At 70.6% G+C, this 15,772-nt stretch carries 14 protein-coding genes, 1 tRNA gene and 1 other RNA gene; 3 read left to right on the top strand and 13 right to left on the bottom strand.

From position 1 onward, the window contains the following. The first annotated feature begins 48 nt into the window (after positions 1-48). Positions 49-906, top strand: a complete 858-nt coding sequence (locus HRC28_RS04445; protein ID WP_182378973.1) for a hypothetical protein — start codon at positions 49-51, stop codon at positions 904-906. A gap of 94 nt (positions 907-1,000) precedes the next feature. Here the strand turns inward: HRC28_RS04445 and HRC28_RS04440 are convergent, their stop codons facing one another. The 9 genes from HRC28_RS04440 to HRC28_RS04400 all read right to left on the bottom strand — a co-directional run bounded on the left by HRC28_RS04440 (position 1,001) and on the right by HRC28_RS04400 (position 10,289). Further along, entirely contained in the window at positions 1,001-2,044 is a 1,044-nt protein-coding gene (locus HRC28_RS04440) for an aspartate-semialdehyde dehydrogenase (RefSeq protein WP_182378972.1), read from the bottom strand. 3 nt (positions 2,045-2,047) lie between these two features. After that, positions 2,048-3,325: an aspartate kinase gene (locus tag HRC28_RS04435; protein ID WP_182378971.1), complete on the bottom strand. Its 1,278-nt coding sequence runs from the start codon at positions 3,323-3,325 to the stop codon at positions 2,048-2,050. Positions 3,326-3,471: 146 nt separating this feature from the next. After that, positions 3,472-4,116: a DUF5063 domain-containing protein gene (locus HRC28_RS04430; RefSeq protein ID WP_182378970.1), complete on the bottom strand. Its 645-nt coding sequence runs from the start codon at positions 4,114-4,116 to the stop codon at positions 3,472-3,474. Further along, a complete protein-coding gene (gene recR, locus HRC28_RS04425; protein WP_182378969.1) occupies positions 4,113-4,709 on the bottom strand; it encodes a recombination mediator RecR in 597 nt (198 codons plus the stop codon). The genes HRC28_RS04430 and recR overlap by 4 nt, the downstream gene beginning before the upstream one ends. Positions 4,710-4,722: 13 nt before the next feature. Beyond that, complete coding sequence (locus HRC28_RS04420) at positions 4,723-5,127, bottom strand: YbaB/EbfC family nucleoid-associated protein (protein ID WP_182378968.1); 405 nt, start codon at positions 5,125-5,127, stop codon at positions 4,723-4,725. Between the two features lie 56 nt (positions 5,128-5,183). Continuing rightward, positions 5,184-7,292, bottom strand: a complete 2,109-nt coding sequence (locus HRC28_RS04415) for a DNA polymerase III subunit gamma and tau (protein WP_182378967.1) — start codon at positions 7,290-7,292, stop codon at positions 5,184-5,186. A gap of 77 nt (positions 7,293-7,369) precedes the next feature. After that, on the bottom strand, positions 7,370-7,909 hold the full coding sequence (locus HRC28_RS04410; RefSeq protein ID WP_182378966.1) for a YaeQ family protein: 540 nt from the start codon (positions 7,907-7,909) through the stop codon (positions 7,370-7,372). Between the two features lie 17 nt (positions 7,910-7,926). Next, positions 7,927-8,017: signal recognition particle sRNA small type (gene ffs / locus HRC28_RS04405), an RNA gene on the bottom strand. 37 nt (positions 8,018-8,054) lie between these two features. After that, a complete protein-coding gene (locus HRC28_RS04400) occupies positions 8,055-10,289 on the bottom strand; it encodes a ricin-type beta-trefoil lectin domain protein (protein ID WP_182378965.1) in 2,235 nt (744 codons plus the stop codon). Positions 10,290-10,409: 120 nt separating this feature from the next. On the opposite strand from HRC28_RS04400, the gene HRC28_RS04395 reads away from it, so the two are divergent. Continuing rightward, positions 10,410-10,497 (top strand) — tRNA-Ser (locus tag HRC28_RS04395). An 89-nt stretch (positions 10,498-10,586) separates the two neighbouring features. Then, the gene (locus HRC28_RS04390) at positions 10,587-11,318 is read left to right on the top strand and encodes a hypothetical protein (RefSeq protein ID WP_182378964.1); all 732 of its coding nucleotides are present in this window, start codon (positions 10,587-10,589) and stop codon (positions 11,316-11,318) included. Here HRC28_RS04390 and HRC28_RS04385 read toward each other — a convergent pair. The 4 genes from HRC28_RS04385 to HRC28_RS04370 form a co-directional block, all read right to left on the bottom strand. After that, a complete protein-coding gene (locus HRC28_RS04385) occupies positions 11,301-12,560 on the bottom strand; it encodes a S8 family serine peptidase (protein ID WP_182378963.1) in 1,260 nt (419 codons plus the stop codon). The two genes, HRC28_RS04390 and HRC28_RS04385, sit on opposite strands and share 18 nt — an antisense overlap. Further along, positions 12,557-13,999 carry a type VII secretion protein EccB gene (locus HRC28_RS04380; RefSeq protein ID WP_182378962.1) on the bottom strand — a complete coding sequence of 481 codons (1,443 nt, stop codon included), beginning with the start codon at positions 13,997-13,999 and terminating at the stop codon, positions 12,557-12,559. Before HRC28_RS04380 ends, HRC28_RS04385 begins: the two co-directional genes overlap by 4 nt. Then, positions 13,999-15,381, bottom strand: coding sequence for a type VII secretion integral membrane protein EccD (gene eccD / locus HRC28_RS04375; RefSeq protein WP_182378961.1), 1,383 nt, complete (start codon positions 15,379-15,381; stop codon positions 13,999-14,001). The genes HRC28_RS04380 and eccD overlap by 1 nt, the downstream gene beginning before the upstream one ends. 92 nt (positions 15,382-15,473) lie before the next feature. Beyond that, a complete protein-coding gene (locus HRC28_RS04370) occupies positions 15,474-15,770 on the bottom strand; it encodes a WXG100 family type VII secretion target (RefSeq protein ID WP_182378960.1) in 297 nt (98 codons plus the stop codon). Between the last annotated feature and the right edge of the window lie 2 nt (positions 15,771-15,772).

The raw sequence follows: 15,772 nt of genomic DNA, 5'->3' as shown, positions 1-15,772 counted from the left end.
CGTGGGTGTTGCCACCCCACGCCAGCCCTTCGTGACAGACTGCACGCCATGTCAGACGAGCAGGACAAGCTGAAGCTCAGCTTGGAACCGCCCAAGTTGTTCGGGCGCAAGAAGAAGCCGGCCGAGAAGTCCGACGCGCCCGCAGAGCCCAGCACGGCAGCCAGCCCCGCGGCCGCCACTCGTCCGACGCCCCCGACCGCCGAGGTCCCCGTGGCCACGGAAGCGGTCGTCGAGGAGCCCGCGCTCGAAGAGCCGACCGCGGTCCTGGAGGCCGTGGAGCCGGAACCCGAACCGGAGCCCGAACCCGAACCGGAGCCCGAACCGGAGCCGGAACCCGAACCCGAGCCCGAACCCGAGCCCGAACCGGAACCTGCTCCCGTGGCAGCGAAGCCTGTTGAGCCGACGCCGGCGCCCAAGCCCGCCGCCGCGAAGCCGGCCCCGAAGCCTGTTGAGCCGGAGCCGGTGGCGACGACCACGGCGGCCACCGAGGACGCCGAGATCTCCCAGCTGGCCCAGGGGCCGCTGCTGACGCTCTACCGCGCCGCAGCCCTCACCGGGTTCGCCGTGGGCGCCACGATGGTCGCGCTGACCTGGCTGTCGCTGCGTGGCTGCGAGGCCGTCCGGGGCACGTCCTCGTGCGGCGGGGGCCCGGGCTTCCTGCTGCTGATCGCCACCTTCGCGCTCTGCGTGCTGCTCGGCAGTGCCCTGCTGAAGGTCTTCCTCATCCCCGACCCCGGCAGCAGCAGCTTCCTCGCAGTCGGCCTGGTGGCCGTGGTGGCCCTGCTGTTCCTGATCGACCTGCTCGACAGCTGGTCGATGCTGATCATCATTCCGGTCCTGAGCATCGGCGGCTATCTCGCCTCGGTCTGGGTCACCAAGACGTTCGTCGAACCAACAGACGCCTGATACTGCGCTGGGGCTGGACGACGAAACTCATGCCTGGACGACGAACCTTCCTCGTCCAGGCATGAGATTCACCGGCCGGCCGGTGAATCTCCCGTCACCGCGAGGCGGCGATCAGCTCGGCGATCTGCACGGTGTTGAGAGCGGCACCCTTGCGCAGGTTGTCATTGGAGACGAACAACGCCAGGCCGCGGTTGTCGTCGACACCCGGGTCCTGACGGATCCGGCCGACGTACGACGGGTCCTTGCCGGCTGCGGCGAGGGGGTTCGGGATCTCGGCGAGCTCGACACCAGCGGCGCCGGACAGCAACTCGGTCGCGCGGGCGGCCGTCAGCGGCCGCTCGAACTCCGCGTTGATCGCCAGCGAGTGGCCGGTGAAGACGGGGACGCGCACGCAGATGCCCGAGACCCGCAGGTCCGGGAGGCCGAGGATCTTGCGGGACTCGTTGCGGAGCTTCTGCTCCTCGTCGGTCTCGTTCAGGCCGTCGTCGACGAGGGCACCTGCCAGCGGGACCACGTTGTAGGCGATCGTGCGCTGGTAGACGCCCGGCTCGGGGAACGCGACGGCCTCGCCGTCGTAGGCCAGCTCACGGGCCTTGTCGCCCGCCGCCTCGACCCGGGTGGCAAGTTCCTCGACGCCTGCGATGCCGGAGCCGGAGACGGCCTGGTACGTCGACGCGATGAGGCGGACCAGTCCGGCCTCGTCGTGCAGCGGCTTGAGGACGGGCATCGCGGCCATCGTGGTGCAGTTCGGGTTCGCGATGATGCCGCGGCCGGCGGCGATCACCTCGGCGGCAGCCTCAGGGTTCACCTCCGAGACCACGAGCGGGATCGACGGGTCCTTGCGGAAGGCCGAGGAGTTGTCGACGACGATCACGCCGGCGTCGACGAAGCGCGGCACCAGCGCGCGGGAAGCGGTGGCACCGGCGGAGAACAGCGCGATGTCGAGCCCGGTCGGGTCGGCCGTCTCGGCGTCCTCGACCACGATCTCGCGGTCACCGTAGGCCAGCACCTTGCCCGCGGAGCGAGCCGAGGAGAAGAACCGGATCGTGTCGGCGGGGAAGTTCCGCTCGAGCAGGATCTGGCGCATGGCGACACCGACCTGGCCGGTGGCTCCGACAATTCCAATGCTGAGACCCATGAGTCAGCGTCCTGTTCCGCCGTACACGACGGCCTCGATCTCGTCCGAGCCCAGCTCGAAGGTGGCGTGTGCGGCGTTGACGGCGTCCTCGACCTGCGTCTCGGCGACGACGACGGAGACGCGGATCTCGGAGGTGGAGATCATCTCGATGTTCACGCCGGCCTCGGAGAGCGCCTCGAAGAAGCGGGCGGAGATGCCCGGCGAGGAGCTCATGCCGGCACCGACGATGGAGACCTTGCCGACGCTGTCGTCGTACTGCAGGCTCTCGAAGCCGACGGCCTCCTGGATGCGGGACAGCGCGGTCATCGCGGTCTGGCCCTCACCGCTGGGCAGCGTGAACGAGATGTCCGTGCGGCCCGTTGCGGCGGCCGAGACGTTCTGGACGATCATGTCGATGTTGATCTGCGCGTCGGCGACGGCGCGGAACAGGGCCGCGGCCTCGCCCGGCTTGTCGGGGACGCCGACCACGGTGATCTTGGCCTGGCTGCGGTCGTGGGCGACACCGGTGATGATGGCGGCTTCCATGGAATCCTCCTGAGCAACATCCTCGGCCTTGACGACCCAGGTGCCCTCCTTCTCGGAGAAGGACGAGCGGACGTGAATGGGCATGTCGTAGCGGCGCGCGTACTCGACGCACCGCAGGTGCAGGATCTTGGCGCCCTGCGCGGCCATCTCGAGGGTCTCCTCGTAGGAGATGCGCGGCACCTTGCGGGCGCGCGGCTCGATCCGCGGGTCGGCGGTGAAGATGCCGTCGACATCGGAGTAGATCTCGCACACGTCGGCCTTGAGCGCCACCGCGAGGGCCACCGCCGTCGTGTCCGAGCCACCACGGCCCAGCGTGGTGATGTCCTTGGTGGTCTGCGAGACGCCCTGGAAGCCGGCGACGATGGCGATCGCGCCTTCGTCGATGGCGGCCTGGATCCGGCCCGGGGTCACGTCGATGATCTTCGCCCGGCCGTGCTCGGCGTCGGTGATGACGCCCGCCTGCGAGCCGGTGAAGGACCGCGCCTCGTGGCCGACGCTCTGGATCGCCATGGCCAGCACGGCCATCGAGATCCGCTCACCGGCGGTGAGCAGCATGTCGAGCTCACGGGCCGGCGGCAGCGGGGAGACCTCGTTGGCGAGCTCGATCAGGTCGTCCGTCGTGTCCCCCATCGCCGAGACCACGACGACGACCTGGTGGCCGGCCTTCTTGGTGCTGACGATGCGCTGCGCGACGCGCTTGATGCCGGCGGCATCGGCGACCGACGAGCCGCCGTACTTCTGCACGACAATGCCCACGGGGGCTCACTCCTGGCTGTACGGGGAAGGGGACCTGGCCCCGGCCGCGAGACGGCACGCGGGGCCGAGCCCGATTCTACCGACGTACGCGAGGGGATTTCCCCCGTGTCCAGCCCGGTCGTCGTACGGCGGTGCTGCGGCGAGGGTCAGTCGCCCAGCACTGCGGCGGCGACCTGGACCAGTTCGAGCTCCTGGGTGCGGTCGAGGTCGACGTCGAGCCGGTCGTGGGCGACCACGGACAGCAGCGCCTTCATGGACGCGCCAGCGAGGGCTCCCCACGCCGAGACGTACGAGAACTGCCACCACCAGAGGGCCTCCTCGACGTCGCCGACGTCGTAGTGGCGCACGCCCACCTCGAGGTCCGCCGCGATGCTCGTCAGGTCGTCGGAGAGCAGGCCCTCGACCATCTCGGGCTGGTAGGGGTCGAACACGTAGCTGTAGGTGTCGAGGTCGCCGAGCAGGCCCGCCAACTGGAGCCGGAGCTCGTCGAGATCGGGGTCGGGGCCGTCATCGGGCTGGAACTCGTCGCGCGGGGCGAAGTCCCGGTGCACCCCCAGTCGGGCGCCGGTGAGGGCAATCTGGCTGATCTGGAGCAGCAGCAGGGACACCGCCTGTCCCCCCGTGGCCTCGGCTGCGACCACCCGCAGCCCGTCGAGGAACGACCGGACCGAGGCCGCGATGTCGTCGGCCAGCCGCACGGTCTCCGTCTCGACGGCAATCAGCGCCTCGAGCGCAGCCAGTCCGGGGAGCTTCTCGCTCGCCGCCCCAGTGGCGTTGGTGTTGTTACTCATGTTGCTGTCTGCCTTCCCACGAATGCCCGACCCAGGGTGACCTCATCGGCGTACTCCAAGTCTCCTCCCACCGGAAGTCCACTCGCCAAACGTGTCACGCGCAACCCCAACGGCCCGAGCATTCTGGTGAGGTAGGTCGCAGTCGCCTCACCCTCGAGGTTCGGATCAGTTGCGAGGATCACCTCGGTGACCGTCTGGTCCGCGAGGCGCGTGAGCAGTTCGCGGATGTGCAACTGCTCCGGACCGATGCCGTCGATCGGCGAGATCGCGCCTCCCAGGACGTGATAGCGGCCCCGGAACTCCCGGGTCCGCTCGATCGCCACGACGTCCTTGTACTCCTCGACCACGCACAGGATCGAGGGATCGCGACGAGCGTCCCGACAGATCCGGCACTGGTCGTCCTCGGCGACGTTGAAGCAGACGCTGCAGAATTTGACCTTCGCCTTGACCTCGATGAGCACGTCCGCGAGGCGGCGTACGTCGGCGGGATCGGCCTGCAACAGGTGGAACGCGATCCGCTGGGCGCTCTTCGGACCGACCCCGGGCAACCGCCCGAGCTCGTCGATGAGGTCCTGAACAACGCCTTCGTACAAGGTCCGGGTCCGCTCAGAATCCGAGCTGGCCCGGCGTGCCGGGCTCGCCCGCGCCGGGGAGTCCGCCGGCCAGCGGGCCGAGGGTGTCGCTGGCCAGCTCGTCGACCTTGGTCCGGGCATCGCGGAACGCGGCGACGATCAGGTCGCCGAGATCGGCCAGGGCCGCGGCGTCGGTGCCGTCGAGCGCTTCGGGGGTGATGTTCACGGCGGTCAGCTCACCGACGCCGGACACGGTGACCGTGACGACGCCGCCGGCGACCGAACCCTCAACGCTCGTGTCGGCCAGACGCTCCTGCGCGGACTGGAGGTCTTCCTGCATCTGCTGGGCCTGCTGGAGCAGGGCGCCGAGGTCCAGGCCGCCCAGGGCACCGGCGAGGTCGCCGCCACCGGTGAGTGCGTCGAACGGGTTCTGGCTCATGGTCATCTCATCTCTGACGGGACCGGAGGGTCCAGGGGTGGGCGGTGTCGCGCCGATCAGGCGCGCGGGATCTCTTCGATGACACGGGCGCCGAGCTCGCGGGCCAGCAGTTCGGCACTGGACTCCTCGTCGACCTCGGCGTCGTCGAACGCGACCGCGGCGTCGGGATCCTGCTTCGGCGCTTCGACCTCGGCCTGGATGTCGGCCATCCGGGGACGCCGGGAGACCGGCTCCTCGGCGGGCGCCGCATCGCCCTCGACAGCCCAGGGCGGAGCGTCGTCGGCAGGCTGGTTCTGCGCGGGCGGGGCGGCCTGGGGGGCGGCGGGCGCCGCCGGGGCGGCCGCAGGGGCCGGGGCGGGTGCCGCCGGCGCCGACGGCGCGGCCGGGGTGTTCGCGCTCGGGTCGGCCGCCGGGTCGATGATCGCTTCGATCCGCACGTTCGCGCCGATCTCGTCGATCACCGCCTGCTGCACGATCTCGGCGTGGCCGCCGGACTCGAAGGACTTGCGCGGGCCGTCGGACTGGAAGCCGAGGCTGAGCACGGCGTTGTTGAAGCCGACGACCTGCGAGTTCTGCGTCAGGTGGATCCAGGTGACCCGCTTGACGCTCTTGACCCGGTCGATCACCGAGGGCCAGAGCCGGCGGATGTCGACGAGGGTGAGGATGGCGCCCTCGGCGGCCGGGGCGGCGGGCGTCGCCGGAGCCGGCGGCTCCGGGACGTACGCGACGGGCTCGGGGGCGACGGGCTCGCGCACCGGCTCGGGCTCGGGTACGACGACCGCGACCGGCGTGGGCTCGGGGGTCTCGACAGGCTCGACCACCGGCGCTGGGGCCGGCTCGGCGGGTGCAGGGGCAGCCATCGCCGGGCGCTGGGGCGCGGCCGGCTCCTCCGAACGCTCCGGAGCAGCCCGCTCGGCGCGCGACGGCGCGGGGCGGTCCTGCGCCGGCGCGGCCGCAGGGGCTGCGGCCGGAGCAGACTCGGCGGACGTCGTACCGCTGATGGAGGCGCGGCGCTCGAGGCGGTCCAGGCGGGCCAGGACGCCCTCGGTGCTGTGGTCGGCCGCGGGCAGCAGGATCCGGGCACAGATCAGCTCGAGCAGCAGCCGGGGCGCGGTGGCGCCGCGCATGTCGGTGAGGCCGGTCGCGACCAGGTCAGCAGCCCGGGTCAGCTCGCCCCGCCCGAACGAGGTGGCCTGGGCCACCAGGCGGTCACCCTGGTCGCCGGAGACGTCGATCAGACCGGAGGCCGCCGCGTCGGGCACCGCCGAGATGATCACGAGGTCGCGCAGGCGGCGCAGCAGGTCCTCGGTGAAGCGACGCGGGTCCTGGCCCGTCTCGATGACCTTGTCGACCACGCCGAAGACGGCGGCGCCGTCGCCGGCCGCGAACGACGACACGACGTCATCGAGCAACGTGTCGGGCGTGTAGCCGAGCAGCCCACTGGCGAGCTCGTAGGTGACGCCGGCGTCGCCCGCGCCACCCAGCAACTGGTCGAGCACCGAGAGGGTGTCGCGCGCCGACCCGGCACCGGCGCGGACCACCAGCGGCAGGGCCGCCGGCTGGATCGTCACGCCCTCGGCCTCGCACAACTCGGTGAGGTACGACGACAGCAATCGCGGCGGGATCAGCCGGAACGGGTAGTGGTGGGTCCGCGAGCGGATGGTCGGGATGACCTTCTCCGGCTCGGTCGTGGCGAAGATGAAGCGCAGGTGGGGCGGGGGCTCCTCGACCAGCTTGAGCAGGGCGTTGAAGCCCTGCGTGGTCACCATGTGGGCCTCGTCGATGATGTAGACCTTGTAGCGGCTGCGCACGGGCGCGAAGAACGCCTTCTCGCGCAGGTCCCGGGCGTCGTCGACACCACCGTGGGACGCCGCGTCGATCTCGATCACGTCGATCGACCCGGGGCCGCCCCGGGCCAGGTCACGACAGCTGTCGCACTCGCCGCACGGATCGGCGATCGGCGCCAGCTCGCAGTTCAGCGCCCGCGCCAGGATCCGGGCGCTCGTGGTCTTGCCACAACCCCGCGGACCGGAGAACAGATAGGCGTGGTTGACCCGGTTGGCCGCAAGGGCCGCGCGCAACGGCTCGGTCACGTGTTCCTGCCCGATCACCTCGGCGAAGGTCTCGGGCCGGTAGCGGCGGTAGAGCGCGAGCGGGGAGTCCACGAGTGAACACTAACCAGCCACACCGACAGCACCAGAGGGCAGCACCAGAGGGCCGGGCCCGAGGGACCAGGGAGTGGTCACTCGATCCGGTGCTCGTGGACCGTCGACTGCAGCGTCGTCTGGTTCAGATCGAGGTACAGCTCGCTCTCCGTGAGGGACAGCGTGACCACGTTGCGGCGTTCGATCGCAGCGACCGCTGCGTCGATGAAGCCCGGGTCGAAGCTGCGTACGACGACGTCCTGGGCGCGATGGATGCGCTTCCCGGACCACGTGGTCATCAGCCTGGCCGGGTCTCGGTGCGTGTAGACCGCGACCCGATCCGCCAGCTTGCTGCCGTGGTGCAGGCGCTCGGCATCCGGCGCGCCGACCTCGATCCACGCGGTGATCTGGCCGGTGAGATCGCGGACGAAGACGGGCGGCTCCTGGGTCGAGGAGATGCCCTCGCTGAACGCGATGCCTTCCTCGTACTCCATGCAGTAGGCCAGCAGCCGCGTGAGCATGTACGCGTCGGTCTCGGACGGGTGCCGCGCCACGCGCAGGGTGAAGTCCTCGTAGACGCCGCGATCCATGTCGGCCCATTGCACGGTGAAGGTGTGGATCATCGAGCCGGTAGCCATATCGCCCCTATCAAACGTAAGGCCCCCCGTGCACCTGACAGAGCTCACTTACCCTTGCTGCCTTCCGGCCCTGGGGGAGTTGGGTGAGATGCCACCGCACGGGGGGTTGGCAGCACTTTAGTCGACCGTCGCGCGACTGCCGAACTCAGGTGGCGATCCGCCAGCGCACTCCGGGACCGAGGCTGCACACCTGCATCGTCAGTCCGGTGCCGACCTCACGTCTGGCAACGCCGAGGCACAGTCCCCCGCGGACCAGGCGCAGCGAGACCCCGCCTGCGGGGTTCGCCAGCACCCGCCACTGCTGGTTGTCCTGCACCCCGCACCCCCAGGTGCCGACCTGGCCGCCCACGCCCGTGCCGTAGGCGTCGAAGCAGCGATCGGTGAGGAGATTGCGCAGCTGATAGGTCCCGTTGGGGTTGCGGGCCAGCCGCACGCGGGTGGCAGCCCCGCCGGGCTCACGCACCAGCAGGCCCGAACTTCCGACCGTGCCGTCCGGGACACCCGCCGGCCGTCCCGACACCAACTGGATCAGGCTGCGTTGGCCCACGCTCGGGGCAAGCGTCGACCAGGAGGACACCGAAGGAGGCCGGAACGACCAGCTCATCGCGAGCGTCTGCCCGCACTGGCGATGGGTCAACACGGCGCCGGAGAGGATGCTCCCGCTCGTCGGCAGCACGCAGGTGCCGTAACGCTTGCTGACGATCGCCGAGCCGGTGACCGGGTGCTCGACGATCCGGAATCGCTGGGCCGACACTGCCCGACACGTCTCGAAGACGACCCGCCCCTGGGAACGAGCCGCCAGACAGCCACCGCCCGATCGCTGGATCGCGTAGGTCGAGGACTTCTTCACCGTGAACGCGGTGAGAGAGCCGTACGCACCGCGCTGCACCACCCGGTTCCGGGCATCCTTGCCGATGACCAGTCGGGACTGCGTGTTGAGGATCGTGTAGCGCGAGGCCGGGGCGACCGCGACATTGCGCCAACCACTCACCGGTCCGGGCGCGGGCGCGGGATCGACGCGGAACAGCACCACACCCGTCGCCGTACGGCCGGTGGAGTCCCGCACGATGTACCGGACGAAATCCGTCGTGCGACTCGACACCCGCGGCGGAAGGTAGGTCACGACATTGCCCAGTCTGGACAGTCGCCCACCCAGGTGGCTGCGGGCGGCGACACCGGACAGGGCGAGGGCGTTCCCGTTCGCGTCGTGGTCGTTGTCGGTGGGGCGGAACCGGTACGCCGTCCCGCTGGTCTGGTGGATCACCAGATCCAGGGCGGCGTACGGCGGCAGCGGCACCGTCTGGGCCGGCACGGCCTCGAACGGCGACACGGCGCGGGCCAGCCGGTCGTTGCGAAGTCGCAGGATCGCACTGAGCTCGGTCCCGTCGAAGCGGTGGAACTGGTTGCCGGAGTTGATCGTGGCGCCTTCGGGGCCGTTGGTGTGGTTGTCACTGGCTCCCCAGACGTGGCCGAGCTCGTGGCGGGTCACGACCCACGGGGTACCGGTGCCCCCGTTCGAGCTCACGCCGTAGTCACCGGCGATCGTGCTGAGGTAGGCGACGCCCCCGCCCGCGCCGGCGCCGTGCCAGAGAGCAACGGCATCGACGCCGGAGTCGGCCTGCGCCGTACGCCACTCCTCACGGACGTCGCCGAGCGGCGATGCGTAGCCGGCGTAGGGCTCGGCCGTGGCCGAGGCGCGGATGATCACGCGCCCCGTTGCCGGCCGGAGCCGCGCGTCGGTCTCGTAGGCGGCCTGCAGGATCACGGTGTTGAGCTCGACGGCGTCGAGGGCGCGGTCCACCGACCCGTTGATCGTGGCCGCGTCGCTGAACCAGCGGTTCGCCAGGTCGTACCCGACGCCCCAGCGGTAGGTCTTCGCCCCGACCTGCCCCGGCACGACCGTGACATTGCGGGACGTGTCGGTGGCCGAGGGCCAGGCGTACGTCGTGGGCTGGGACAGCCCGCGGGTGCCCACGACCGTGGAGTCCACGAACTGCCACGTGCCACCGCGGTCGAAGACGATCAAGCCCTCGACCTTGCCGTCAGAGCGGAGTACCGCCGCGGCGCTCGCGCCGGGGACGCCGTCCACGGTGCCGAGGTAGGAGCGTTCCGCGGGCGCGGCCTGCGCGACCAGCGCACCGCTCGCCTGCTGGACCAGGACCTCGAACCCGGGGGCGCGGGTGCTCACCCGACTCAACCGGACCTTCAGGCTGCGCCCGTCGCGGGTGACCGTTCGCTCCAGTGTCGACGGTGGTGCGGACCCCGCCACCACCGAGCGGGCGGCAGCCTGCTCGCCTGCCGATGCACCGACGGGCAGGGCAAGCAGCCCTGCCAGAACGACCACGAACACTGCCAGCGCATGGCGCTGCTGATTCCCCATGTCAGACCCTCCCCAGGATGACGCTCCGCGGATCAGTGTCGTGCACCGGCGCCACGCTGTCGAGACTCCGGCACGTGGACGATTTCATGCCGCCGCCGGGCGACGGGTAGCCTCCTCCGCGGAGGTATCGCCTAGTGGCCTATGGCGCTCGCTTGGAAAGCGAGTTGGGTTAACGCCCTCCGGGGTTCGAATCCCCGTACCTCCGCCACCGGACGGCGCCGACGCTCATGTCGGCGCCGTCCGTCATTGGACTCGCGCGCGATCCGGGACGCGACGCCCTGACGTTGGTGAGTGAACATGCTGCGACCCGTTCGGATCCTGGCCTGGTGTGCCGTCGTACTGATCACAGGACACCTCGCCGGGCTCGTTGCCCGTGAGGCGTTCGACGTGTACCCCACCAAGTACGGGATGGTGCGCCAGTTCGACCTGAACGCCGAGGGCAACCTCGCGGCGTGGTTCTCGTCGTTCCTGCTGATCTGCTCCGCTGGACTGTGCCTCCTGGTCGCCCAGGTCCGCCGTCTCCGTCACGAAGCCATCGCGGGCCGCTGGGCGGCACTGTCGGCGTTCCTGCTCGTCATGGCGATCGACGAGACCGCCCAGCTCCACGACATGGCCAGCCGCCCGCTCCGCAACGGCCTCGGCCTGGACTTCGGCGTCCTGTACTTCACCTGGCTGATCCCCGCGCTGCTCATCGTGGCTGCTGCGGCGTTCTACTTCGCGCCCGTGGTCAGGAACCTGTCCGCCACCATCCGGCCGCAACTGCTGCTCGCCGTGATCATCTATCTCTCGGGTGCGGTCGGCTTCGAGATGGTCGGCGGCAGCGTCGTCGACGGAGGCCGCCAGTCGCTGACCTATCTCGCGGTGATGACGCTCGAGGAGAGCCTCGAGATCCTCGGCGGATTCCTGCTCCTCACGACCTTGCTGAACCAGGTGCGCGAACTGCGACCGGCCCTCGTCCTGCGCTGGACCGGAGCCCTGCCGGAACTCGCCCTCGCCGAGGACCGCGCGGCGTCACCGACGGAGTTCTGAGCCGCCCGTCGTACGACGGCGCGACAACACCGGGCGCAGCACCACCAGGATCACCAGCGCCCCACCGCCGCCGAGACCCCACCAGACGGCGTTGTCGCGCGCTTCGGCGAGCAGGTCGGCGCGCTCACGCGGCTCCCTGGCCCGCTGTACGACGTCCGCCTCATGCCCTTCGGCACCCATCCCGTTGACGTCGCGGAGGATCGCCTCCACGGGTTGCACGACGCCGTACCCGGTCAGCGGGCTGGCGCCCTCGCCGTTGCCGCTCGCCGTGCCCTCGAGGCGCTCCTCGAGCTGCTTCGCGGTGTCGCCGCGGTGGACCGACCACACGACGGCCGCGACGCCGGCGACCTGGGCGGCCGCCCAGTGCGAGGAGATCGTCGTGACCACGCACCACGCGCCGTTGAGCGCCTTGGAGACGGACCCGGTGCCGGGCGCGGCCAGGTCGATGCCCGAGTTGCGGAGCACACCGTCGGTCGGCGTCGAGACGCCCACGGAGACGACGCCGTCGCCGCCCGCCGGCCAGACGTCCGCGACCGCGTCCTCGCCCGGTGACGCCTTGTCGTTGGCGTACGACGTCAGGAACGAGTCGTCCGCGGGCCGGTCGCCGGCGGCAGCGATCACCAGCACGCCGGACGCGACGAGCGCCGCCACGGCCTTCTCCAGGGAGTCGGTGTGCAACACCTCCATCGGAATCAGCACGATGGTGGGGCCCTTGAGCGCCCCGCTGCGCCGGCGGGCGGTGACGCCCCTCAGGTGCTGTTCGAGGGCATCGGACATCGGGAGCAGGAGTCCGTCCTGCTCCTCGCCGCGCGGCACGTTGTAGAACGGTTCGTCGACGAGGTCGGCGCCGGGGGCGATGCCCACGGGGACCGCCGGCTTCGGCTGGTTCGGTCCGGCGATGATGCCGCCCACGATCAGGCCGTGGGCACTCTTCACCGGCGCCGGGCCGCGGTCACGCAGACCGGAGATACCGCTGTCCACGACGACCACGGTCACGCCGGCCCCCGGGCGCTTGCCCGTCTTGTCTGCCTGCGCCCAGGCCTGCGGGACCTGGAGTGCCTCCATCGCCGTGTTCTCGCCGGTGACCGGACGCTCCACGTCGTCGTCCGGCGACACGGCCGAGCACTCCGGACCTTCGGCGGCCACGGCGGCCTGGTGCGCGACCGATGCCCCGGGGATCAGCAGGACCGGCACGCACGAGATCGCCGCCAGGGAAGCGATCAGCGGTCGTCGTACCTTCACGAACACGTGTTCTTGTCCTCGTCGGCCTTCGTCGGCGCGTTCGTCGTCGGCGGGCAGAGGGCCGCGAGGACCGAGAGGTCCGCGCCGGGTTGGAACAGCTTGTTCCAGGAGTCGGGGATGACGACGGCGGGGACTTTCTGGTAGCCGAGCCGCTCCACTTCGAGCGCGCCAGCCACCGAGTTGGTCCGGCCGCGATCGTCGATGAGGAAGGTGGTCCCGCCGCGCGAGGTCGTCCATTCGGCCGAGCGGATCAGGGCCCCTCGACCGGACATCACGTTGACCTCCCGCTCGCCCTCGGCAACACCTTCGAGCATGGCTGAGCCGGACGGCACGGTGGCGAGCAAGGCCCTCGGCAGCTCGTCCTCCTCGGTCACGAGCTGGGCGCAGATCTGGTCGTTGGCACCAGCCGAGCCCCGCAGCATGTCGTCCGGCCAGGCCGCGTCGCCGTACGGATCGGCGCTCTCGTCGATGTTGAAGCCAGCCCCTTCCGAACGCTTGAGCTCAACCGGTTTGCGGCCGGCGCCCGGCAGGGTCGTGTTGCGCAGCACCGCTGCCGCGAAGTCGGACAGGAGGACGAAGCCGTTCCTGGTCGCCGCGAGGGTCCGGCCGGAGTCGAAGTAGTAGTCGCCGACGCGCGCGCCCGCGGTGTAGCCCGGGAGGTCCACGGAGTTCCCCAGACCGGCGATGCCGAGGCCCGCCCCGTTCAGGGGACCGCCGACCGGGAACAGCGAGAGCCACTCGTCGGGGACGGTGATCACGTCGGTGGGCGAGACGCCGACCGCGATGTAGAGGCCGTCGTTGTTCGCGGGCAACTCGTAGCTGTAGGCACGCCGCAGTGGACCCACGCCGGCCTCGGCGATGAGGTACGGCTTGCCGCTGTCGGCACCCCGCACCACGAAGCCGTCGCCGGGCGTCAACGTGACGCCGGGACGGTCCGTCACCTCGGTCTTGATGCCGCTGCCGGAAGCCGTGCAGGACGTCCAGCCGCTGTTGATCAGCTGGCCGGCCGCCGGCACGGTGGCGGGCGCGTCGAGGATGCCGATCGGCGCACCCTTGTCCTGGACATTGAGTTCGTCCTCCGGGACGCTCTTGGTCTTCACGGCGGCACCCAGGATGAGCTGGGCCGAGGTCACGTTGATGATCTGGCGCAGTCGCGGCTGGCCGGGGACGGCGTCCTCTTCGAGGATGACGTAGAGCGCACCGTGGTCGTCGGTCACCAGGCCCGGGGTGTCCCAGTCGGCCGGCGGACGATCGGTGAGGGCGCCGGCGACCGCCGCTCCCGCGATGAGCAGTACGGCGAGCGCGACGCCACCGACGATCATCCGGCCCGGACGGGCCGGCTCGACCTCACGCCCACCGGGGGCCCCGGACACGAACGCGGTGACCAGCCGCCGCCGGCTGAAGGAGTACGCCTCGACAAGGTCCTTCTTGGTGGCCATCAGATCGCCTGGCGAACCTGGGTGAAGAGGCCGACCGCGATGACCAGCAAGGGCAGCAGGGTGAGCAGGGCGACCGACTCAAGGACGTCGCCCAGCCGGCCACGGCGGACCGAGGGAACCGACGGCGACAACGTCGCCGTCAGCAGGACCGCACCCATCACCGCGAGCAGCACCGACAGCGTGGGGCGCCAGTCGTCGTGCATCGAGAGCACCGCGAGGGCGGTCACGGCGAGCCCGGCGATGCCGGTCCCGAGCCCGAGGAGCACCTCGCTGCCGGTGCGGTACTGCCGCGTCCGCAACATCACGATGAGGCAGGCGTCCACCGCGAGCAGCGTGCCGCTCACGCCGAGGCTGACCGCCAGCGGCGCGACGAGGACCAGCAGCAGGCCGACGGTGCCGGAGATGGCGAGCAGGATCTCGTGCGCGATCCGGGCATCAGCGGCGACCCGGGAATGCTCGATGTCCTCGGGATCGGCCGTGATGTCGGACGGAGCGAAGAGCTGGTCCACCCGGGTGGAGGTGGCGCCGAGCGCGAGCCACGGGAAGACGCTGCCGGCCAGCACCACGAGCGCGAGGACCGTGGTGAGCAGCGGTGCGGGTTCGAAGCCCTCACCGTCGGCAGAACGGAGATAGAGGCCGATGACGAGCGCGAGCACACCGATGACGACGGGCGGGAAGACCAGCGTCCGACCGGCACCGAGGCCGATCACGCAGATCAGACCGGCCATCAGCGCACCGGCGCCGGCGAAAGCCAGTGGTTCGGCGAACAGGTCGGCGTCGAGCGGCGCGAACATCACGCCGGCGGCGGCCGCGTAGGCGGCACCGAGCCAGGAGACCCCGACGGCAGCTTCCGGTTCGTGCTGGGCGCGGGACAGGACGATGCCGCCCGCGCACAGGGCGAGAGCGACCAGGGCGGTCGCTGCACCCGCGAGGTCCGAGCCGCGCTGGATGAGCAGCGCCACCAGTCCGAGGGCGAGGAACAGACCGGCCGCCGTCAGCGCCGTGTGACGACCGGAGGCGGGCAGCCACGGCCGGAGATCGTGCTCGACGACATCGGTCATGGCCTCGACCACGTCGTCGTAGACCCGCGGAGCCGGGTCGTCGACGCCGGCGGACACCGTGAGCAGGCCGCCGTCCTCGACGCCCTGCAGGATCAGTCCGGTGTCGGGCGCCAGTCGGCGGCCGTCCGCCGTACCGACGCGATAACCACCGTGGACCGTCGCCGGATCCAGCAACCCGACGCTGCGGGCCAGTTCGGGGAGCAACTCCGCGACCGGAATCGCTCCGGGGAGCACGAGGTCCACACGCCGTGTGCCCGAAGTTATCGTCACCCGGACCAGCCCGGAGGCCACTGCCCCCGAAACCCGACCTGCCTGTGTCATCTGCTCAACCCTTCCCGAGACCGTGGCCTCATCCTGACATCAGCGAAAGGGACCGACGCGTGTGCGTCGGCCCCTCGCTGTGGTGTGACTGATCAGAATTCGAATCGGCCCGCGCCGCGCTTGTCGGCGGCCATGTACTCGGCGTTCGACGAGTAGACGGTCTTGTGGCTCTCGTCGAGCAGGTCCTTCATCTCCTGCATCGCCCAGTCCCAGGAAGCCTTGGAGACGCGGTAGGCCTCCTGCTGCTGGCCGGACCAGGTGGCGACATCGTTGGCGATGTCCTTCTCGAGGTTGTTGAGCGACTCGTCCAGCTTCTGGACGGTGGCGTACATGTTCTGGGCAGCGGCTTCGAGCTCGCCGTGGTTGACGCGGAGGCCGTCGAGGCTCATGT

Source organism: Nocardioides sp. WS12 (assembly GCF_014108865.1).
Taxonomy (GTDB): domain Bacteria; phylum Actinomycetota; class Actinomycetes; order Propionibacteriales; family Nocardioidaceae; genus Nocardioides.
This window is presented reverse-complemented; position numbering and strand designations above follow the sequence as displayed.

Excerpts from the sequence above, each read along its gene's own strand:
- HRC28_RS04445 (WP_182378973.1), top strand. The coding sequence starts at position 49 with ATGTCAGACGAGCAGGACAAGCTGAAGCTCAGCTTGGAACCGCCCAAG.
- HRC28_RS04440 (WP_182378972.1), bottom strand. The coding sequence starts at position 2,044 with ATGGGTCTCAGCATTGGAATTGTCGGAGCCACCGGCCAGGTCGGTGTC.
- HRC28_RS04430 (WP_182378970.1), bottom strand. The coding sequence starts at position 4,116 with ATGAGTAACAACACCAACGCCACTGGGGCGGCGAGCGAGAAGCTCCCC.
- HRC28_RS04420 (WP_182378968.1), bottom strand. The coding sequence starts at position 5,127 with ATGAGCCAGAACCCGTTCGACGCACTCACCGGTGGCGGCGACCTCGCC.
- HRC28_RS04410 (WP_182378966.1), bottom strand. The coding sequence starts at position 7,909 with ATGGCTACCGGCTCGATGATCCACACCTTCACCGTGCAATGGGCCGAC.
- HRC28_RS04400 (WP_182378965.1), bottom strand. The coding sequence starts at position 10,289 with ATGGGGAATCAGCAGCGCCATGCGCTGGCAGTGTTCGTGGTCGTTCTG.
- HRC28_RS04390 (WP_182378964.1), top strand. The coding sequence starts at position 10,587 with ATGCTGCGACCCGTTCGGATCCTGGCCTGGTGTGCCGTCGTACTGATC.
- HRC28_RS04380 (WP_182378962.1), bottom strand. The coding sequence starts at position 13,999 with ATGGCCACCAAGAAGGACCTTGTCGAGGCGTACTCCTTCAGCCGGCGG.
- eccD (WP_182378961.1), bottom strand. The coding sequence starts at position 15,381 with ATGACACAGGCAGGTCGGGTTTCGGGGGCAGTGGCCTCCGGGCTGGTC.
- HRC28_RS04370 (WP_182378960.1), bottom strand. The coding sequence starts at position 15,770 with ATGAGCCTCGACGGCCTCCGCGTCAACCACGGCGAGCTCGAAGCCGCT.